This is a genomic window from Paenibacillus sp. KS1 (genome assembly GCF_001680695.1).
In the GTDB taxonomy this organism is placed as follows: Bacteria; Bacillota; Bacilli; order Paenibacillales; family Paenibacillaceae; genus Paenibacillus_B; species Paenibacillus_B suaedae.
Map to the genome: position 1 here is coordinate 19,605 of NZ_MAIS01000057.1, position 20,616 is coordinate 40,220.

The 20,616-nt window shown below is 44.5% G+C and carries 24 protein-coding genes and 1 pseudogene; 22 read left to right on the forward strand and 3 right to left on the reverse strand.

All coding sequences use genetic code 11. The features are described from left to right. Positions 1-47: 47 nt before the first annotated feature. The 16 genes from BBG47_RS18400 (at position 48) to BBG47_RS18475 (ending at position 13,931) form a co-directional block, all read left to right on the forward strand. Positions 48-257, forward strand: coding sequence for a hypothetical protein (locus BBG47_RS18400; RefSeq protein ID WP_028532274.1), 210 nt, complete (start codon positions 48-50; stop codon positions 255-257). 28 nt (positions 258-285) lie between these two features. Next, a complete protein-coding gene (locus BBG47_RS18405) occupies positions 286-990 on the forward strand; it encodes a hypothetical protein (RefSeq protein WP_065292911.1) in 705 nt (234 codons plus the stop codon). Beyond that, positions 990-2,180 carry a glutathionylspermidine synthase family protein gene (locus BBG47_RS18410; protein ID WP_065292912.1) on the forward strand — a complete coding sequence of 397 codons (1,191 nt, stop codon included), beginning with the start codon at positions 990-992 and terminating at the stop codon, positions 2,178-2,180. The genes BBG47_RS18405 and BBG47_RS18410 overlap by 1 nt, the downstream gene beginning before the upstream one ends. Then, entirely contained in the window at positions 2,180-2,854 is a 675-nt protein-coding gene (locus tag BBG47_RS18415) for a hypothetical protein (protein WP_065292913.1), read from the forward strand. Before BBG47_RS18410 ends, BBG47_RS18415 begins: the two co-directional genes overlap by 1 nt. Further along, positions 2,851-3,240, forward strand: coding sequence for a DUF350 domain-containing protein (locus tag BBG47_RS18420; protein WP_021255924.1), 390 nt, complete (start codon positions 2,851-2,853; stop codon positions 3,238-3,240). Before BBG47_RS18415 ends, BBG47_RS18420 begins: the two co-directional genes overlap by 4 nt. 297 nt (positions 3,241-3,537) lie before the next feature. Next, a complete protein-coding gene (locus tag BBG47_RS18425) occupies positions 3,538-4,353 on the forward strand; it encodes an inositol monophosphatase family protein (RefSeq protein ID WP_065292914.1) in 816 nt (271 codons plus the stop codon). 59 nt (positions 4,354-4,412) lie between these two features. After that, entirely contained in the window at positions 4,413-5,135 is a 723-nt protein-coding gene (locus tag BBG47_RS18430) for a thioesterase II family protein (RefSeq protein WP_065292915.1), read from the forward strand. A 231-nt stretch (positions 5,136-5,366) separates the two neighbouring features. Then, complete coding sequence (locus BBG47_RS18435) at positions 5,367-6,050, forward strand: response regulator transcription factor (protein ID WP_065292916.1); 684 nt, start codon at positions 5,367-5,369, stop codon at positions 6,048-6,050. Then, positions 6,043-7,419, forward strand: a complete 1,377-nt coding sequence (locus tag BBG47_RS18440) for a sensor histidine kinase (RefSeq protein ID WP_065292917.1) — start codon at positions 6,043-6,045, stop codon at positions 7,417-7,419. The genes BBG47_RS18435 and BBG47_RS18440 overlap by 8 nt, the downstream gene beginning before the upstream one ends. 66 nt (positions 7,420-7,485) lie before the next feature. Beyond that, the gene (locus BBG47_RS18445) at positions 7,486-10,635 is read left to right on the forward strand and encodes an efflux RND transporter permease subunit (protein ID WP_065292918.1); all 3,150 of its coding nucleotides are present in this window, start codon (positions 7,486-7,488) and stop codon (positions 10,633-10,635) included. A gap of 122 nt (positions 10,636-10,757) precedes the next feature. Next, positions 10,758-11,144 carry a GrpB family protein gene (locus BBG47_RS18450; protein ID WP_302621957.1) on the forward strand — a complete coding sequence of 129 codons (387 nt, stop codon included), beginning with the start codon at positions 10,758-10,760 and terminating at the stop codon, positions 11,142-11,144. A gap of 23 nt (positions 11,145-11,167) precedes the next feature. After that, positions 11,168-11,548, forward strand: a complete 381-nt coding sequence (locus BBG47_RS18455) for a hypothetical protein (protein ID WP_065292920.1) — start codon at positions 11,168-11,170, stop codon at positions 11,546-11,548. Between the two features lie 37 nt (positions 11,549-11,585). Next, positions 11,586-12,083, forward strand: a complete 498-nt coding sequence (locus BBG47_RS18460; RefSeq protein ID WP_065292921.1) for a GNAT family N-acetyltransferase — start codon at positions 11,586-11,588, stop codon at positions 12,081-12,083. 55 nt (positions 12,084-12,138) lie between these two features. Beyond that, the gene (locus tag BBG47_RS18465) at positions 12,139-12,573 is read left to right on the forward strand and encodes a GNAT family N-acetyltransferase (protein ID WP_251489119.1); all 435 of its coding nucleotides are present in this window, start codon (positions 12,139-12,141) and stop codon (positions 12,571-12,573) included. Between the two features lie 235 nt (positions 12,574-12,808). Continuing rightward, complete coding sequence (locus tag BBG47_RS18470; RefSeq protein ID WP_065292922.1) at positions 12,809-13,339, forward strand: 2'-5' RNA ligase family protein; 531 nt, start codon at positions 12,809-12,811, stop codon at positions 13,337-13,339. 46 nt (positions 13,340-13,385) lie between these two features. Next, the gene (locus BBG47_RS18475) at positions 13,386-13,931 is read left to right on the forward strand and encodes a GNAT family N-acetyltransferase (RefSeq protein ID WP_065292923.1); all 546 of its coding nucleotides are present in this window, start codon (positions 13,386-13,388) and stop codon (positions 13,929-13,931) included. On the opposite strand, the gene BBG47_RS18480 is transcribed toward BBG47_RS18475, so the two are convergent. Next, positions 13,885-14,262, reverse strand: coding sequence for a hypothetical protein (locus BBG47_RS18480; RefSeq protein WP_065292924.1), 378 nt, complete (start codon positions 14,260-14,262; stop codon positions 13,885-13,887). The two genes, BBG47_RS18475 and BBG47_RS18480, sit on opposite strands and share 47 nt — an antisense overlap. 158 nt (positions 14,263-14,420) lie before the next feature. On the opposite strand from BBG47_RS18480, the gene ant(6) reads away from it, so the two are divergent. The 5 genes and pseudogenes from ant(6) (at position 14,421) to BBG47_RS18510 (ending at position 18,877) form a co-directional block, all read left to right on the forward strand. Further along, positions 14,421-15,275 (forward strand): aminoglycoside 6-adenylyltransferase, encoded by an 855-nt coding sequence (gene ant(6), locus BBG47_RS18485; protein WP_065292925.1) that lies wholly within the window; start codon positions 14,421-14,423, stop codon positions 15,273-15,275. 471 nt (positions 15,276-15,746) lie between these two features. Next, positions 15,747-15,950 (forward strand): annotated as a pseudogene (locus BBG47_RS29045) (tyrosine-type recombinase/integrase); the annotation flags it as partial. Between the two features lie 165 nt (positions 15,951-16,115). After that, positions 16,116-16,838 carry a class I SAM-dependent methyltransferase gene (locus tag BBG47_RS18495; protein ID WP_065292927.1) on the forward strand — a complete coding sequence of 241 codons (723 nt, stop codon included), beginning with the start codon at positions 16,116-16,118 and terminating at the stop codon, positions 16,836-16,838. 250 nt (positions 16,839-17,088) lie between these two features. After that, entirely contained in the window at positions 17,089-17,601 is a 513-nt protein-coding gene (locus BBG47_RS18500; protein WP_065292928.1) for a GNAT family N-acetyltransferase, read from the forward strand. A gap of 643 nt (positions 17,602-18,244) precedes the next feature. Further along, the gene (locus tag BBG47_RS18510; RefSeq protein WP_065292930.1) at positions 18,245-18,877 is read left to right on the forward strand and encodes a hypothetical protein; all 633 of its coding nucleotides are present in this window, start codon (positions 18,245-18,247) and stop codon (positions 18,875-18,877) included. Positions 18,878-19,229: 352 nt separating this feature from the next. Here BBG47_RS18510 and BBG47_RS18515 read toward each other — a convergent pair whose 3' ends face one another. After that, entirely contained in the window at positions 19,230-19,673 is a 444-nt protein-coding gene (locus BBG47_RS18515) for a hypothetical protein (RefSeq protein WP_175400576.1), read from the reverse strand. Further along, positions 19,657-20,130, reverse strand: coding sequence for a MerR family transcriptional regulator (locus BBG47_RS18520; RefSeq protein ID WP_065292931.1), 474 nt, complete (start codon positions 20,128-20,130; stop codon positions 19,657-19,659). The genes BBG47_RS18515 and BBG47_RS18520 overlap by 17 nt, the downstream gene beginning before the upstream one ends. Before the next feature lie 273 nt (positions 20,131-20,403). Here BBG47_RS18520 and BBG47_RS30395 point away from each other — a divergent pair. Beyond that, on the forward strand, positions 20,404-20,616 hold a 213-nt coding region (locus BBG47_RS30395; protein ID WP_217492511.1), incomplete at its 3' end, for a hypothetical protein.

Consider the following 20,616-nt stretch of genomic DNA (forward strand, 5'->3'; position numbering starts at 1 on the left):
TAAGCTAATGTGGATTATTTCATCATTTAAGATGGGAGAAATGTGTCATGCAATCAAATATCCTTATTCTTGAAAAAACGTCTTCAGGAGAACTGGTGAAAATAGACGAGCGTGCATGGACTACCAGTATGGTGCAGCTGCTTGAACATGCGAATTATTTGCTCGTGAATGATGCGGAATATGAGATGCTGGAGGGCCGGCTGAATGTGAACACCGGCAATTTTGAATTGCTCGTCGAGTCAGTTCGAAAGCCTTGAAAATATACCGGAAAGCAGGGAAGGATTAATGGAACGAAATGAACAGGAGCAGAAGACGACAAGTCCAGAGACGACTGAATCCTGTGCGACTTCGGCAAAGCCGCTCAAGGTATTAAGCACATCCCTGGGCGTTGCGCTCGCCGCCAATCTGCTTATGAGTTCGTCTGCGATGGGTCAACAGAGTGCAGCTCCGTCTGATCAGGCGAAGCTGGTTGAATGGTCGACAGAGGAAGTGAAGCAGTATTTCGATGCCAATATGGACTGGAACATCCCAGTACCAGAGAAGGAAGAATCAGAAGGCAACAGTGTTGGCGGTAGCGCTGGCAGCGGGAGCGGGTCATCTGGAGGAGGAAGCTCGTCCGGAGGGTCATCTCATACGACCTACGTCCATCACGGAGGTTTTGGCTGGGATGACATGCTGCTCTATCACATGATCTTCAATCGAGGAAGCGCGTATTCCTCTACGAGTTGGTCTTCAGGCGGAAGCGTGTATGATACGCGGACGAATTCACCTTATCGTGCGAAATCGTTCTCTTCTGATAGTTTCCAGAATCGCCCTGTCGTGAATTCGAGGGTTCGACCTACTACTTCGAACGGCTCGGGTTCCATTATTCGCAGATCTTCGGTTGGATCAAGTAAATCAAGCTCCTCGTCGCCTGGAGGAATCGGCGGTAAATCAAGCAGCTTTAGTTCGTCAGGCGGTTCCAAAAGCGGAGGGTGGTTCGGCGGATAATGGGATTTGAAGTCATTGGTCAGCCGCATCCGAATCGAGCAGAACGTGTCGCGCAATTGGCAGAGCTCGGATTCAACTGGGCGAATATCGAAGAGGAACAATATTGGGTAGATCAGGTCATTGCAATCAATGCGGGCATGAGTCAGGAGCTTCATGTGGTGTCGGCGAAGCTGTGGAGCATCTTTGACAAGGCTGCCCGTTTTATTATCGGTCGCAGAGACCTCTATGAACTCCTCTCGATTCCGGAAGTGTTATGGGACGGCTTGGAGCAGATTGAGCCTAATGAAATAGGCAAGCTGAGTCAATATGCTCGGTTTGACTTTGCTATCGATCATAATGGATCGATTAAGCTGTTGGAGTTGAATGCAGATACCCCAACGGGGTATGTAGAAGCAGCTGTTGCTACACCGTGGGTGTGCAAGCAGTACGGACTTGAGACACCGAATAGTGAAATGTCGAAGCAAGTGAAGGAAGCCTGGGCGAGTAATCCGCCTGAATATGCTGCATGTGTAGGTTATGGTGAGCATGCAGAAGATTCGGGTACGATTGACATGCTCGTTAAGCATTCGGAGTTGCCGATGCGATGCATCGATTGTCTGGATTTATGGGTGGATCAAGGGGAGCTGAAGGTAGGAGAGCAGACGATACGCAGTCTGTTCGCGCTGTACCCGAAGGAATGGATGGCCATTGACGAAGGTGGAGAAGCACTTGCTCATTCCATTGAAAATGGGTATACAACGATACTGAACTCACCGCATGCGATCATTTTGCAATCGAAGGGACTGCAGGCGGTTATCTGGGCGATCCATGAACTGGGCTCAGAAATGTTCACGCAGGAAGAGCATGCAGTCATTGCGCATTACATGCTGCCAACATACAACAAAGCTGTCTTTGACGGAAGCTATGTATCCAAGTCGATGTTCGGCCGCGAAGGTGGTTCTGTGCGGCTATTCGATTCGCAAGGAAATGTAGAAACCGAAGATAAGGATGGATTTGATACAAGTCGATTCTTCAGCAGAGTCTATCAAAAACGTGCCGAAATGGCACAAGTGGATTTGCATCACGGCTCCTTTCATTTATTAACGGGTGTGTTCGTCATCAACGGGGTGCCATGCGGGATACTTGGCAGAGTTGGCGGGCTTATTACCGGGAATAACAGCCATTTCATAGCGATTGGAGTGAAAAAATAATGAGCCTGAATCGAAATAGCGGGAGTCGAAATCACGACATTCGTGTTCAGCAGCAAAAAAAGAAACGAATGATCAACAATCTGCTTGTGTTAGGGATATTTGCCTGTCTAATTATTTTCTTCGTGTACATCATTAATCTCGGAGCTGAAGGAAACGACAATTCCATAGATACAGCAACGGTACCTTGGGATTATAAGATTGAGAGCGCTAAGGTAGGAGACATCATCGGAGGAGATATGACAATCCTGCCGGATAATCAACTGCTGCCGAATGACAACAATTATGCGACTGGTGATCAAGTATGGACGCTCAAGTATATGACAGCCAATATGCTCCCTATTAACGAGAAGGGCAACGATATTAATTTGTCGTCATGGGAACCGATTAAATCGTACTCATCCAAGGAAGCGGCCGAGAGAGATTTGAAGGAGCTGAAGCTCAACTTGAAGGCCGAGGTTGAATTAGTGGGTGTGTACAAAACCGAGTACCAGGGGAAACTCCGTCAATTCGCCGTGATTACACTTCCATCCGGACATACGGTGAAGCAGCCAATTGATGACGTGCGTTACCAGAAATTTAAAAACAAGAAAAAGGTCAGCGTGATGCTGGAGGAAGTTCATGATTTTGTGGACTATGACTTAGCGATGGCCAAATTCCGGGGGTGGGCAGAATGATATTTGTGAATATTTTGATCAGTATTCTCACGATCATGGCGTTACAATTTATCGGCATGTATGTGTTCAGCGTGCTGACGCCATTTAATGATTTCGAAGAATTGAAGAAGGGCAATGTTGCAGTAGGGCTTGCGATGGGCGGCAAGTTCATGGGCACGGCAATTGTGCTCGGTGTGTCGGCTTTTACGAACTCATCCATTATCCATATGGCACTATGGTTTGGCGTTGGATACATCTGTTTGATCGCAACGTATTTGCTGTTTGATCTCGTTACTCCGAAGATGAGTGTAGCTGAGCAGTTGCAGAATCGGAATACTGCAGTTGGCATATTATTGTGTTTCCTATACATTGGCATGGGATTCGCTATTAGCAGTTTAATCATATAATCGTTTGTGTACACAAAGACTCCCTGATTAGTAACTTAGGAACATGAACTTTTGTTCTATAGAAGGGAGTCTTTTTTCGTGTGGTTGTCTCAAGGCAAGGAATGGCACCTTCTTTTACGAAATGATTATGTTGTACATGATGTATCTATGAATTGCCTAGTTAACTCGAACCTAGTAAACTGTATACAAGATATGGAAGATGGATCGAGATAGTCAGTGATCAACTATGCACATCTAGTCGGGGATATAGTAGTGGTCATGTAGTTATTCATCCTACTTACGGGGGGAGGTTATATCGTGAATCAACTTGTCATTCAGGATGCTAGAGATGCAGCAATCAAGGCGGCTCGACAAGCTGGACAGGCGATTAAGCAATTGTTCGATCAAGTGGCGCACGTGGAAATGAAGGATGAGCATGGAGATGTCGTTACAGAGGCTGATCTACTAGCGGAAGTAATCATTGTGAAGGAGATACAAGCTAACTTCCCTGATCATCAAATCCATAGTGAGGAAGCAGGGATTATTGGAGTTAGCAGCGATTGGCAGTGGCTCGTAGATCCGCTGGACGGAACAAATAATTTTGCAATTGGTATGCCGCTATTTTCCTGCTCCATTACCGTTATGTACCAACAAGAACCGGTTGTGGGTGTAGTGTATGAGCCGATGACGGATCGACTATTTCATGCAGCCGTTGGGAATGGAGCCTATTGCAATGACCAGCGAATGCAAGTGAAGAGCTGTCCTAGCTTGCACAAAGGGAATATTGGCTGGATTCAAGGGCATAAGGTACAGCAGGATCCTACCGCAGTTGGCTTGCGCCATTATATTGACACAAGATGCAAGCGAATGATGCGCCTATGGGCTCCAACCTTGCAATGGTCTATGCTTGCCAAGGGGGATTTGGATGCAATCGTGCTGTACAAATCCGAAGGAGATGACTTGTATTCAGGCATTCTGATGGTTAAGGAAGCGGGCGGAGCCGTCATTGATTTTAATGGAGAACCGTTTACTGGGATGAACTCAGAGCCATACCTTATCGCTTGTCATCCAGACCATGAACAAGAGCTGCTGCGAATGGTGCGAACGGGCATGTCAGTACCAGCGCGACTGTAAATCCGAGCGATATCAATGCTTTTATAGAGATATAAAGCTATATATTTTAGGAGGTAAAGATGAAGCCAGAGATGAAATTATTTTGTTTCCCGTATGCAGGAGCGTCTGCCATGATTTATAACAAATGGAAAGCCCATATGGCAGCGGGCATTGAACTGATTCCCGTAGAATTGGCTGGCAGAGGCAAGTATTTTGGAACCCCGTTCTATGACAGCTTCGAGGACATGATCGAAGACGTATATCACAAGATCGAAAGCCAGCTTGATGACGGCCCCTATTCGATATTCGGGCACAGCATGGGAAGCTGGATTGCTTATGATCTCGCGCACAAAATAACGGAACTGAAGCGACCCTTGCCCGAGCATATCTTTTTTTCAGGACGCAGAGCGCCGCATATCGAAAGCAGACGGACAAAATATTACGAGCTCCCGGACGATGAGTTTTTGGATGAGATTTATCGATTAGGGGGAACGCCCAAAGAGCTGCTTGAAAATAAAGAGCTTTTAATGATGTTCCTTCCCGTATTGAGGACGGATTTCAGACTTGTAGACTTGTATCAATATGAAGAGCGTCCAGGCAAACTTTCCTGCAACATTTCTGTATTAAGCGGGGAGGATGATGCGATATCTTTGCCAGATTTGCATGCTTGGAAGCAGCACAGTTCGGCCGATTGCACCGTTCATATGCTTCCAGGCGGGCATTTCTTTATTAACGATCAGACCGTGCAAGTAACTGATATCTTGAATCGTACCTTAAAACGTACGCTAGCCAGACAATACTGAGCCGGAAATGCATATACCACCATGCATGTTCTATCATGAATGTTTTATCATGCAAGTTCATTAGCGCACATGATTTCAATGCTGCGCTTTTTTTTATGGGCTCAAGAATATAAAAAAAGTGAAACTGATGAGAATTTCCGAATCGAAAGAATTAGCCATTCATGCATTTGACTTTATAGGTTGGACAAGTTACAAAGAAAAGTAACAACCAGCCTAGAAGGAGATAACACGGTGACGAAAATATTGCTGGTAGATGATGACGCTCATATCCGGGAGCTGGTGAACTTGTATTTGACTGACGAAGGGTTCGAAATTATCGAAATGTCTAATGGCGAGGATGCGTGGAAATACGTTGCCGAAGGGCGCCCGTTCGATATGGTCATTCTCGATATTATGATGCCCAAGCTGGATGGATGGGAATTATGCCGCAAGCTGCGCGAACACGGGGAGTTCCCGATATTGATGATTACCGCCAAAGGCGAGCAGGATCATAAAATCAAAGGGTTTCATCTGGGGACGGACGACTATTTGACGAAACCGTTCGATCCGCTCGAGATGGTGCTGCGGGTAAAAGCGCTGTTCAAGCGTTATCGCATTGCGTCCTCCCAGCAGATAGAACTGGGTGATCTAATGCTTGATAAGCTCGGGTACCAGATTTTCGATCACTCGAATCAGGAAACAATCACGCTCCCGCGCAAGGAATTCGAGCTGCTCTATCAACTAGCGAGTCATTCCGGACAACTGTTTACGCGCAGGCAATTGATCGATCTAATTTGGGGCATGGACTATGAAGGAGACGAAAGGACGGTCGATACGCACGTGAAAAAAATCCGCGAGCGCTTCGCCGACCACGAATCTTTCCGCATCGTCACCCTGCGCGGACTTGGCTACCGACTGGAGGTGGCGCGTGATTAAGTCGCTTTATTTCCGAGTCGCGTTAGTGTTCATCGGGATTGTTATCGTGAGTCTTATCGCTGCCCTCTCGGTATCGACGACGATATATACGAAGCAGATCAAAGGGTCGATCGAAAATGAGATCATTGCCTATGGAGGCAAGGTAATTCGAATGCTTCAGAGTTCTCCGAAGGGTGAAGCGGAGGAGTATATGAAGCAGGCTGCCAATCTGTCGAACTTGAACATCGGTATCTTCGATACATCCAAGCAGTTGATCTCTGAGAATAAAAATATTGGAAGCGTCGATGCTTCAAAGCTGCAGTCCGTATTGAACGGCGGTGTTTATCGGGGAACAATTCAGGTCAATGAGAGTGGGCGGGAGGAGGAGCATCTATTGATCGGGCTCCCTTTTCAGATCGATTCTCGTTCTTATGCGTTGTTCCTCTCGCCTCGCTTCCAAGAGATGATCAAAACCTTCCAAGTGGTTACCCGCACAGTGCTGATCATTGCCCTAGTTATCGGCAGTGTACTCATCTTGATTGCGGCGCGTTATATCGTCAGGCCTTTGCGCGTCTTAACGGAAGGAACTCGCAAGGTTGCTGCTGGCAATTTCAATGTAACGATCCAATCGAAAAGCAAAGACGAGGTTGGGCAGCTGACGAGCAGCTTCAATGACATGACCAAGCAGCTCAACGCACTGGATCAGATGCGAAGCGAGTTCGTCAGCAATGTGTCCCACGAGATTCAATCGCCGCTCATGTCCATATCCGGCTTCACCAAAGCCCTCAAGAGCAAGAAGCTGAACGAGGAGCAGCGTATGCATTATTTGACGATCATCGAGGAAGAGAGCGAGCGCCTGTCCCGCATGGGTCAGAACCTGCTGCGGTTGTCTTCTCTTCAATCCGAGCATCCGGCCGTAGTTCCGCGGAAGTTCCGCTTGGACGAGCAGCTTCGGAGCACGGTGATCGCGAGTGAACCGCAGTGGATGGCGAAATCGCTTGTGATTGAACTCGAGCTGGAAGAAGAAGTGATGATCGAAGCGGATGAAGATTTGCTCAATCAGGTATGGACGAATCTGCTGAACAATGCCGTTAAATTCACGCCTAAGGGAGGACGTATTCAGCTCTCGCTTCAACGTTCCGGCCAATGGGCGATCGTTCGCATAGCGGACAGCGGAATCGGAATCGCGGAGGAAGAGCGGAAATTCATTTTTGTACCTTTTCATAAAACGGATAAATCCAGGGACACAGCGGTCAAAGGAAACGGTCTCGGGCTGTCGATCGTCAAGCGCATCGTAGATCTGCATCACGGTGACATCACGGTTGGCGGAGCTCTCAACGAGGGAACCGCTATGACGGTGAAGCTGCCGCTGTCCTTCGAACAATTGTAAAGCTGAGAACACATTCGGGACAAATTCGGATGATATACTCCTTTCGTATTAGAAAGGAGACTTCGCATGAGTTATTTGAGCAAGCTTAGCTTGAAAAATGGAGTGGCGGTTATTATTTTATGCATTTTGGTGACCTCCCTTGGACTTTATTCAACCACGACGATTAAGCAGCAAACGTACCCGGACGTCAGCTTTCCGGCGGTGTTCGTGCAGGCAATTTACCCTGGGGCATCGACAGAGGAAATCGAAACGGATGTCACGACTCCGATCGAGGACAGCTTGAAGGGGCTGGAGGGGTATGACACGTTAACGAGTACGACGTCTGAAAATACGGCAGCCATTTTCCTTCAATATCCATTCGGCAAAGACATGGACAAGATTGCTGCGGATGTCGAATCGGCAGTCTCGAAGGTAAACCTGCCTGAAAAGGCGAACGTGGCTGTTAAACGACTGGCTGCCAATGAAATGCCGATATATACCGCAGCGATTTTCTCATCGAAAAATGATCCCGAAGGGCTGCAACAGCAGCTGGAAACGGAAATTGTTCCGAAGCTGCAAAAGTTAGAGGGCGTGAGCTCGGTCGAGCTGCAAGGGACAACCTCGAAGCATCTGAACATTGTCGTTAACAAAGAGAAGGCAAGCGCATACGGCATTTCGCTGAGTGCGATTCAGAGCGCGCTGCAAGCGCAGAACTATGCGGTTCCTCTCGGCTCCGTCAATCAGCAAGACAATACGATTCCGATTCGGCTCGTTGGCAAGGTCAATGCGGTTCAGCAAATCGAGAATATGAAGCTGCAGGCAAGCGGCGGTCAAAGCGCGCAAGCACAGGGCCCAATGAATCAAGGCCAGATGCCAAAGCAAACTCAATCGGGTCAAGCTGGCAAAACGGGACAACAACTGTCTGCTTCTTCGGCTTCTTTGTTTCCGTCCGTAAAGCTATCGGACATCGCCGAAGTAAAGACCGTATCGGAGCAGGATCAGATCTCGCGCTTTAATGGCAAAGAAAGTTACGTCATTCAGGTCATGAAATCTCAAGACGCGAACACGGCAGATGTTGCCGACGCCGTCAAGGACGTGTTAGCTGACCATGAGAGCAAGGCAGGCATGGACATCCATGTTATTAACGATCAAGGTGCGGACATTAAGGAATCAGTGTCCGGCTTGGTTCGTGAAGGTCTGTTCGGGGCACTGTTCTGCGTCCTGATTATCTTCCTCTTCCTGCGAAATGTACGGGCAACGCTCATTTCGATTCTTTCGCTGCCGATCTCGATTTTTGCGACGATTGCGCTATTGGATCAGATGGGGTATACCCTGAATATCATGACGCTAGGCGGCATTGCGGTATCGGTTGGGCGCATCGTTGACGACAGCATTGTCGTGATCGAGAATATTTACAGATGGCGCCAAGAGAAGGGCACTGAAATGGGCGGCAAGGAGCTTGCCTATAAGGCTACGAAGGAAGTAATCAGCGCCGTAGGATCTTCCACGTTGGCGATGGTGGTCGTGTTCCTTCCGCTGGCCTTCGTCAACGGCATCGTCGGCGAGTTTTTCCGTCCATTCTCGATTGCGGTATGCATCGCGATTCTCGTATCGCTGCTCGTTTCCATGATGCTTATCCCCGTGCTCGGCGCGAAGTTCTTCAACAAAGTGAAGCCGCATACGAAGGAAAGTATCCTCGTTCGCGGTTACGAGCGCTTGCTGCGCGGTGCGCTTCATCATAAGGCCCTCGTGATTGTCGCGTCCATTGTTCTGCTCCTTGGATCATTGGCAACAATCCCGCTGCTCGGCGTCTCTTTCTTGCCGACAGGTGCTGCTCCGGCGATTCAAATCGAAGTCAGCATGCCAGCCAAAGAAGAACTGGAGCAAATGAACAAAGTCAGCAAGCAATTGGACAAGTATTTGGAGTCGGTTGACGAGGTAGAGAATTATCAGCTGTCGATTGGTATGGGGGGAAGCGGGGGCCAGATGCTTCTAGGCGCTTCGTCAGCCAATAAAGCGACTTACACCGTCACGCTTCAAGAAGGAACGGCTACGGACGAATTGATCGATAAAGCGACAAAAGAAATTACGAATTCCGTTAACGCGATCGTTCCCAATACGGAAGTCATGATCAAAGAATCGCAAGCGCAAGGCCCGCCTTCCGGCAATAATATCGATGTCAGCTTGTATTCTTCCGATGCAGCGGCGCTGTCCAAAGCGGCACATCAAGTGGAGATGCTGATGAAGCAGCGGGACGATTTGAAAAATATTACGAACAACTTGAACGGAGTCGTTCCGAAGTGGGAGCTGTCGATCAATCAAGCAGGCAAAGATGCCGGCATTTCCTACTTCCAGATCATGCAGGTCGTTAGTGAGCAATTGAAACCGACCAATGTGGGAACGTACACGTTGGACAATAAGGAATGGGACTTAACGCTCTCTTATAAGGAGCAAATTACGTCGAAGGATCAGTTAGAGAATGTGACAATTCCGTCGATAGCCGGAATGAAGAAATTAAGCGATATCGCGGATATTCATGAAATTACCGCGCCTGTATCCGTCAGCCACGATAACGGAAAAACGTATGCGAAGGTGAGCGGGACAATCAAGGGCACGAATACTGCCATGATCACGAAGGAAGTGCAGAAGGACATTGACAGCCTGACGCTTCCGGAAAATGTGGAAGTGAATTATGGCGGTGGATTGTCGATGATCAACGACGGCTTCCAAAGCATACTGCTTGCCATGGTCGGAGCGATCGGCCTCGTCTTCCTCGTGATGAGCGTAACATTTGGCGGGTTGCGGACGCCATTGATTATTCTGTCTTCACTGCTGTTCGTTCCAATTGGCTCGTTCGGCGCCTTGCTCATTACAGGACAGACGTTGTCCATGAGCTCAATGATCGGTGTGCTGATGCTCGTCGGCATTGTCGTCACGAATGCGGTCGTCATGCTGGATCGCGTTGAACGGAATGCGAAGTCTGGCATGGAGCTGCAGGAAGCGATCGTCGAAGCGTGTGCGACGCGTCTGAGACCGATACTGATGACAGCCTTTGCCACCATTTTGGCGCTGATGCCGCTGGCCCTGTCGCATTCGACGACAAGCTTGATTTCCGGTGGACTGGCCATCACGGTTATCGGTGGTTTAACGACATCAACGTTGTTGACGCTTATCTTCGTTCCGGTGCTATATCTATTGACCGGACGCAAACGGAAGTTTATCGAAGAAAGCTTCTAAGAGTGGATGAAGTTATTGTATAATAGTGGAATATGACATAGCGACGCGCGACCCGACTTGAGATAATCTTATCTAAGTCCGGGTCGCGTTATTGTTAAGGGGGTGGGAAGTACGGCACCGGAATTCAGGCGAAACCGATCGTGGATATGGCAGTCGGCGTAAACGATCTTGGGGACATATCAACATTTAATGATAAACGCTTGAGGGAGCATCAATATTACAGACTACAGGTAAAGCTTGAGGACGAAGTGGTGTATGCCAAATTTTCAAGCCTCGAAAATCTGGTTAAGACTCACTTTCTGCACGTCGTTGTTCATAATAGCGAGAAATGGAATGCGCTACTTATATTCAGAGACCAATTAAGAGCCAATCCGAATCTTGGACAAGAATATGTCGAGCTAAAGAAGACCCACGCAGCGTTATACAACAACGACGAACTCGCTTACACCGCAGGAAAAGAAGTATTTGTGAAGAAGGTAATACAGGATTTTCGTTCGAACAACTCTTAGATCAGAGAGGGAAGTGATTCAGTATGAAATCTCCTGGCGGATCAATGTTTCCTTACTATTACAAGGGTGGGGAAATCCATTGCCTGAAGTACGGAAGCCATTATTCGAATACAGAAAAGCTGTTCGAACTAATGAAGCAAGAAGAGGAATTTATCCTTCACACCAACAGGAGATTGAAGATATGGGTGGATTTTTATAAGACCACGATTACGGAACAAGTGCTGCAGCAATTTATCGCGCATATTACGAATTTACATGCACGCATTGATAAGCTGTCGATAGTAGGGTTAACAAGATTCAATATGTGGAGATTGAAAAGAAGAATAAAAAAGTCGGGAATCAGACTGAATATGTCCTTCTACGAAGATCCTGAAGATGCAAAGACATGGCTCGTAAGCGATTAGAAAGAATTCTATTAATAGATATAAGGGGGGGATTAGAATGAAATATACGATTAGACCAATAAGGGAACAAGACATCTCTTTTTTATGGATAACGCTATATGAATCTTTGTATGTACCGGAAGGCAAGGAATCCTTTAGCCGCGATATTATTAACGAACCTTCCATTTCGAAATATGTAGAAGATTGGGGCAGGGAAGGCGATCTGGGTTATATCGCTGAAAATGCCGAAGGCGAATCCATTGGCTCTATCACGGTGAGATACTTTAGTGAGGATAAACGAGGGTACGGATTTGTAAGCAGCGAAGTGCCGGAACTGGGAATGGCGATTTTACCGGCTTATCGCGGACAAGGATTAGGAAGCGCTTTAATGAAGAAATTGTTTGCTGGATTGAGCGAGCAGGGAATTGATCGCGTATCCTTAAGCGTAGATCCAGACAATGCGGCAGCCGTGAAATTGTATCAGCGATTCGGGTTCAAGGCAGTAGGTGAGGTGGGAACGTCCATCACGATGCTGGCTCAAGTAAATAGGGCATAAACAAAAGAAAATGAATAGGAACGAGATACATAACGTACATGATAACTAGACTAGCATGAGGAGATCAACGAAAAAACTATCTATCCATCCTGTTACGCGGGATAATTGGGAGACTGCTATTCAAATTAAGATTCATGAGGAGCAAGTGCCATTCGTACCTTCTATTTATGAAGCGCTGACGTATGCATATATCAAGCCTTGGGATGAGGCGCTGGATCCCTTTCTTGTATGTGATGAAGAGATTACGATCGGATTTTTCTACATCAGCTATACACCGAATAGCGCAGATAATTACTGGATTGGCGGCTTTCAAATCGATAAGTCCTATCAGGGTAAAGGCTACGGCAAGCAGGCAATGAGAAGGATCATTGAATTCATTTGTGAGACTCATCCTTCGTGTAAGCTTATTTCCCTAACGGTTGAGCAGGACAACAAGCTGGCTCAGCGGCTTTATGAAAGCATTGGCTTTATGAAAGCATTGGCTTTGTGAACCAACAGGAGCATAATCAAGACGACGAAGTCATTTACCAACTGGTTCTTGAAGGATCGTAACGCATGAGACCTCAGATCGTGTTACATCTTTTTTTTCGCTGGATGGCAGATTGACGATACCTCCTAACCGCAATGTCAGCGAATGGATGGCGTCGGGATCGATGGGAGAGTCAATTAGTAGCGGGTGACAGCTATTTTGCGTGCTAGTTATCAGGATGAATGGAGAGAATGCTATGAAGTATTTTTTCGGAATTGTTCCACCTTTGAGCATTTATGAAAAATTGATGTCGGTGCGCAATCAATACCATTACTCTGGGGTCGAACCGCATATTACAGTTAAACTTTCGTACGGGACAGGAACGATAATGCCTGTGAATTGGATGTCCGAATGTAAGAGAATAATAGAAGGATTTCGTTCGTTTTCCGTATACGTTGGCGAGCTCCGCTATTTCGGTGACAAGGACGTGTTATATATAGGGGCTGACTCTCCCGAATTAACTGAATTACATCGAAAGCTTGTCGCCGTTTTTGAGCCGACTGAAGAACAAACGAAGCGTTGCTTCGAATTGAATTTGTATATCCCTCATTTAACGGTTGCCAAAAAAGAAAGTTTGTCGGAAGAGATTCTCGAAGAAATGGAGCGAACACTATTTCCACATTTTCAGGATAGACAAACCTTTGACGTTCATGAGATCCGGCTGTATGCGCGGGACGATCAGAATAAGACATTTCAGAAATATGAGGACATTCAGATGACACGGTAAGTTAACTTAGAGCTGCCCACTAAATAATCATAAAGGAAGATGCCTCATGAAGTTGGAATCGCCACGATTGCTTATCCGTGATTTGCAGAGAGACGATTGGATGGACGTACACGCCTATGCCTCCAATCCAGAAGTAACGAAATATATGCTCTGGGGCCCGAATTCTGAAGCGGATACGAAAGCATATATGGAGGAACAGCTCGAGCAGCAGCAAGCTGCCGAGCGAAGCCATTATGAGTTCGGCGTTATATTGAAGGATACGAATACATTCATTGGCGGCTGTAGTATATACCCGCAGGGAAGTAATGCCGAAATCGGGTATTGCTTCAATCCTGATTTTCATGGGAATGGATATGCGACAGAAGCTGCGTATGCTTTGCTCAGGTTAGGATTTGAAACATTACATATGCATCGCATTTATGCCACTTGCCGTCCTGCTAACATTGCCTCCGCAAATGTCATGAGAAGAATCGGCATGAAGCAGGAGGGGCATTTGAGGGAGCATTTATGGAGCAAAGGGATGCATCATGATTCCTATTTATTCTCTATTTTGGAGCGCGAGTACGATTATTCGAAAAATCCTGGGAGCTAACCTTCTTGTAAGCAGATCGGCGGCTCGGTCCAAGGCTCTGGATGACTTGTCCTGTATCGGGGTCAATCGCAACTGAAAAATCATAAAAGTGATCGCTGAACCCTTCCATCCAGTCTACTAGATCCTCCGAATAGAACCAGAACGAGAGGATGCGGGAATCGGACTGTTGTGCCAGACGCTCCTCCCGACAGTCTATGGAACAATTGCTGAGATCCAGACCCAACTCATCCGCCTTCGTCTGAGCCGCTTCGATCGCCTTCATCAGATGTGCGGTATAAGTACGATCAATATTAAAGATGCTGTTTGGAAATTGCCTGTTTTCACACGTCATCGCTATCTCCTCCAATTGTGTCAACTCTCATGCTACTTCTGTTTATTCAAGTTTTCTGGTTACAACTTTCTATTTTTATAGTAAAGGATAGATGGCCAAATGAGAAGTAATGGGTTAAAACGCTATTAAGGCTGCATGAGAAGGGAGAATCGAACCTATTGAGAACCGAACGAGAAATGATGGACTTGTTTATTGAGTTTGCCAAGCAGGATGATCGTATCCGATTAGTGACCTTGGAGGGCTCGCGCACGAACAAAAATATAATCCCTGATACATACCAGGATTACGATATTTCTTATTTTGTGACCAATCTCGATTCCTTCAAAGCAGACGATCAGTGGTTGGACGTCTTCGGGGCTCGCTTAATGATGCAAAAGCCAGAGGACATGGAGTTGTTTCCGCCCGAACTTGGTAATTGGTTCTCCTATCTCATCTTGTTCGAGGACGGCAACAAATTAGACCTGACATTGATCCCGATGAACGAGGTCGAGGCTTATTTTGCCGATAGTGACGGCTTGGTTGAGGTGCTGCTTGATAAGGATACTCTTGTTCCTGACGGAGTTGTGCCAGACGACCGCCAATACTGGATTAAGAAGCCGAGCGCAAGAGAATTCGATGATTGCTGCAATGAATTCTGGATGGTATCGACCTACGTCGTAAAGGGGTTGGCGCGCAAAGAAATCCTGTTCGCCATTGATCATCTGCACGAAGTCGCCCGGCCTAATTTGCTGAGAATGATGGCATGGCACATCGGTACGGAGCATGGCTATACTTTCAGCGTGGGGAAGAATTATAAATTTATCGACCGATATCTGATTGAAGAAGACTGGGATTTGTTATTATCAACCTATGCTGAGAGCAGCTACCCAAGCATGTGGCAATCTTTATTTACGTGCTACGAGCTATTCCGAAAATACTCGAAAGCCGTAGCCGAGCATCACGGATACCCGTATCCGGATTATGATAGAGCCATTACGACTTATGTAAGAGAAATCTACGACTTATTGTCTTGATGACCGCTGGATACCGAGTGATGAACAGATAACCATCTGCATGATAATACGGTTTCTGCAAGACAAATAAGGTTTATCAGTCCACCTAATAAGGAGTCATTTACACATTCTGATTAGAATAGACTATCGTTTCTGTTTACCGAAATTATCGGAGACATTTCTGTCTACCTAAATGGTGGAGGGGATGTCTTTTTTCTATGTAAGTTGATATTTCCAATATTACACAACGTCGGTATATACTAGGGGAGAGCGAGTAAGGTGAGTATAAATATGGAAAAGCACAAAGACAACGAGATTTAGTGTGTTATCAGAGTCGGCGTGGAAAATTACTCGGAAATATATCCACCATGAAAAGCCGGAGAATTGGTTGTTTCCTGGTCAGGAAAAGAAGAGGCATTTGACGGGGAAAACGGTACAGAAGGTTTTTGAGGAGGGGGAAGGCCAGGGCTGTGATTCAAAAAACCAGTTACCGTCCATACGCTTCTCCATTCTTTTGCAACGTACTTACTGGAAGCCGGTACGGATCTACGATACATTCAAGAGCTTCTTGGCCATCACAGTCCGCGAACCACGGAGCATTATACACATGTTAGTAAAGGTCGAGTTAGACGCATTATGAGCCCACTGGATCGGATTATGAGTGAAATGAGGGAGAAAGAAGAGGGCAAGAGGTAAGTGATTAAGTGTTCTCGAACCAAGTTGCTTGGGGGTTCGCGGATATCTACATCTTTGTATGTGTTCGCGAAGTTCGTGGATATCATTGAATATGAGGTATTTGCGAATTTCGCAAAAAAGACGTTATCGGAAATTACCTGAAATATTTGATAAGGGGAAATAACTATGAAGAAATACTATTTTGAAGAGCATGAAGAAACTTATCAGGAAATAAAGAGAGACAACTTACTTGCATGGGATCAATATCATGATCCTGTTCAATATAATTTTGATAATTTTATGATGAAACCATTCTTAGAAAGAGCATTAGATTTTATCAAAGTTACTTCTACGGAGTCAAAAGTGTTTGAATATGGTTGCGGGACTGGCGCGGGAGCCTGTTTTTTGGCTGATAAAGGATTTATTGTAGATGCTATTGATATTTCACCAACGGCAATTGAACTTGCTAAGTCTATAGCTCTAAAACGCAACTTAAAGATTAACTACAAGAATGAAGATTTACTAGAGATGGAACGACTCGAAATGGAATACGATCTTATTTTAGATAACTATTGTTTACAAAGTATTGTTACCGATGGTGATAGATTAAAACTTTATTCAATAATTAAGTCGGGATTGAGGAAATCTGGATTTTATATAATCTCAACGGCCATATTTAATGAATCACGCTCCTACAGTGAAACAAGTTACTATTGTAAAGAAACTGGAATTGTATATGACCGGGTTCTATCGCATGATCAATACAATGAAACTATTATGATTAATAATGAATGGTGGAAACCTAAGAGAAGACACTTGACAGAAGAACAACTCAGGGTAGAACTAGTGAACAATGGTTTCTTAATACTTTTACAAGAAGGCGGTAATATAGTTTGTAAGAAAAAATAATTGACCTGACTTGAAAGTAATTCAACGAAGCAGGTAACTTCCGATAACACAGTATTCACGCTGCGGGTCCGCCTGAGGAATTTCTAAGGAGCTGATTCAGGAGGACAACCCTGCGAACCTAACCGCGTCTCGGCCGACTCATCCGGAGCCTTAAGGTTCTCGGGTCGTGAATACAAGAGACGTTAGTCGAAATAGCTGAAGGATTTTACATAAACCAGAAAATCCATTCTTTATATTGAGGTGATTATTTATGGTAGAGACTCAAAGATTATGGTTCCGTAAGTATACGATTGATGATTTGGAATTTTTACTAAAGATGACAAGTAATAAAGAGATTATGAAATACATAGGTACTGGAATTACATGGAATGCAAATGAAACTAAAGAACGATTAAACAGATTTATGAGTTGGTATGATTCTGTTGATGATATAGGGTTAATGGTTGCTGTCAATAAGAATAGTGGAGAACCAGTTGGTCATGCTGGTTTAGTACCACAAACAATAGAAGGAAAACAAGAAATAGAGATAGGTTACTGGATAGATCAAGAATATTGGGGACAGGGTTTTGCAACTGAGGCAGCAATTGCATGGAAGGAATATGGATTTAATAAACTTTATAAGAAACGATTAGTTTCAATTATTCAATTAGGGAATATACCTTCTATACAAGTAGCCCAAAAGAATGGAATGACATTTGAAAGAGAAGTAGATTTTAATTCAAAGAATGTAGGATTATATTCAATTTCAAGATCGATTTTGTAAATGAAAAAGGCAATTTGAGAGGTATCATGAAATTAATAAAATTGAAGGGCAGTAAAACTGAAGAAGATATTAGGAGACAATTAATAGGATCACATGAGTCGTTATTTAATGATGAAGTAAGATCAGGGTTACTTTCTATTATAGAGGGGTTTTTTCCACAAATGAAAACCGCATATATTTTATTCTGGACGCCTGAACAGGGGAAGACATTTTTTCTTTGCTTATTAATAACGATACAATTGCAAGTGTGGAAATCGATCATTACGACTCCAATATTGAACCAATAGTTGAAAGCAAACCGCTAGATAATACCTATATAAAAGGACTTAGGAAAAATCCACAGATTACATTAGCGATTGCACTTCAACTCGCAAATATGGATCTTAAAGATGTGACTGAATGCAAAAGTGGTAATGGTAGGAAATTCGGGGGAAGACGCTGAAATCCGATAACACCAGATTCACGCTGCGGGCTAACGTCCTTGGTTGGAAGAAGAATAAACAGAGAAGCACGCTCACCAACACAGACACCTACCTAAGATAAGAGTTTTCTAAGGTGGGTATCCGTCGTTAATCCACGAGTCGTTAGATGAAACTAGCGCAATAATAAGGAACAGAATAATGCTTCAGGAGGGGAATCATTCTTGGGTAAGATCAGTAAAATAGCATGGATTAGTATTACCATCCTAAGTATAGTTCCAATTATTTGGTTTATTCTAGGATCAACTGCTTTCTTTAACCGATCATTAGATCTGATCGCAACAACCTATTTAGTATCCCTATGGGTTCCTTTGTTATTGTTGTTTATTCTATCTACAACATTACTTTTGGTGGGCTGGTCACCTTCTAACAAAAATAACATCATGCCACTTTGGATATTATTGCTAGTTATCATTACGCTATCGCTGTTAGTAATTAGAGTAGTTCATACGTCAGGATGGTTACACGACAGAATTTTTAGTGATCCTAAAAGGATTACATCAGACGGCAAGTATGAATATAATACTGACTTAGTTAATTTATTTCAAAAGAATTCTCATGAAAGAATATACATACGAAATATTGAAACCGGTGAAGAATTATATATTCCCGTAAAATTAATCGATATAAAAATACACGGAATCGGAATTAGCACTGATGATGACTGGGCATGGACATTGATGAACTCGACGGATAGTCCGAATCAATATGAATTAATAACAACTGAAGAGCTGCCTGTAACTAAAAAAAGATTCCTTATTGATATAAGTAATTGCACTTCACATTTAATTGAATGATTATTCAGAGAAAGCGCTGACATCCTATAGCAATGTGTTCACGCTTCGGGGCTTTTGCCCCTTGGCCGCCAGGTGATAAGTCAGAGAGGCGGATCCAGGCGAAACATCCATTCACCCAACCGCAGTCGCGTCCGGCCGAGATCGTGCTAATCGTACGACTCGAGCAGCTTTACTTAAATTATCTTAGTTTATTTGGATTTTGCGATGTCTAGAATTTTTTATTTATAGGCTCTGTTATCCTTGATTGTTGATTTGCGACTAAAAGATAAACCGCCACATTAGGCGGTTTATTCTGAACTAGTTTCCCGTTAGCATATTGCAAATCACTGGCAGTGAAACATAGTTTAGTGCTTCAAACTTTTACTGGTTTGTGTTGATTGACCTCCTTACTCTTTTTCTTTATTCTTGTGCCCAGTATAATGAAAGCGGCGTAGATTAAGATAGCAATCGAATCGATTAACGTATTCGTAAGTGCCGAAACATCATAAGATGCGGTTACTCCGAGAATGACCATCAGCCGGATGAGCAGAAGTGACACGATCATCCACGCAGCAAACCGGATCTTAGATTTCTCGCTTTGAAAAGACAGGATAATGAATACGATGCCGAAAACCAGATTCTCAGCGGTGATAATGTGCCAGACATACGTAAATATTATCCGTGTATCCAAGGCTATATTATTCACTAAGAGCGTCGGCAGTACAGCGGATTGCCCGTTCCATGCGTGCGTAACAGCAAAAAGTATTGCAAGAACGCCGGCAATCAAACAATAATAATTCTTAATTCTGATGCCCATCACAATCCTCCTTAGTTATTTCAGGTTCTTTCTTGTGAAGATCCCTGTAAATCTCCCGAACGAACATTGCCAGCCGCTCGTCACTTTCATGATTAAAGTCCCTTAGCGTGTTAACTGCTACGTCGAGCAACTGACTGACCTTTTCAAGATGTGCGATTTTATTGCGTGTTTCTGCTTTCTTGGCATCAAGGAATTCAGCGACATCCTGGCAATAAGCAGGATCTACACTCTGCATTCTGTGGAACTGAAACTTCCCCTTGATTTCTTCTAGAGAAAAGTCCGCATACTGCATGATTTGAATATTCATCAAATCGACGATGTCGTCCCTAGAATACCTGCGATAAGAATTGTTTCCCCGAGACGGCGATACGATTCCAATACGGTCATAATACCGGAGCGTATCCTTCGGGATACCAAGTATCCGTGAAACCTCTTTTATAGAATATTGTTTTTCCATACATTCAAAATAACATTGGAGTAGACTCCAATGTCAATTGTTTTTTACTATCTTTTTGCACGCGGTAATCATGCATTCCATGCAACTATGCTGTCCGTTACTTCAATAAAAAAATTAACAACACAGTTTAACAAAGTCTATTTATAAGAAGTAATGAAATAAGAAAGGCAATGGGTTACAATTCCAAATAAGGACTTGAATAAGGGCAACGCTATACGCAATTCCTAATGAAAGACTATAAAAAACGACAAAAAATAGTAAGGAATGATTATTTTGAAGCATAACGCTCAATTTACAGTATACGAAGGGCAGGTCAACTACATTATTAGCAGTATGGAACAAGCCGTAGGGAAGTTACAGATAACGGAAGAAAGTATCAAATTTAATTCATACAAAGTGACTATGATCCAAGAACCCTTTGAAATAAGAAGAACAGATATCAAAAAAGTTGAGAAGAAAAAAACGATGTACATAATGCGAAACAAA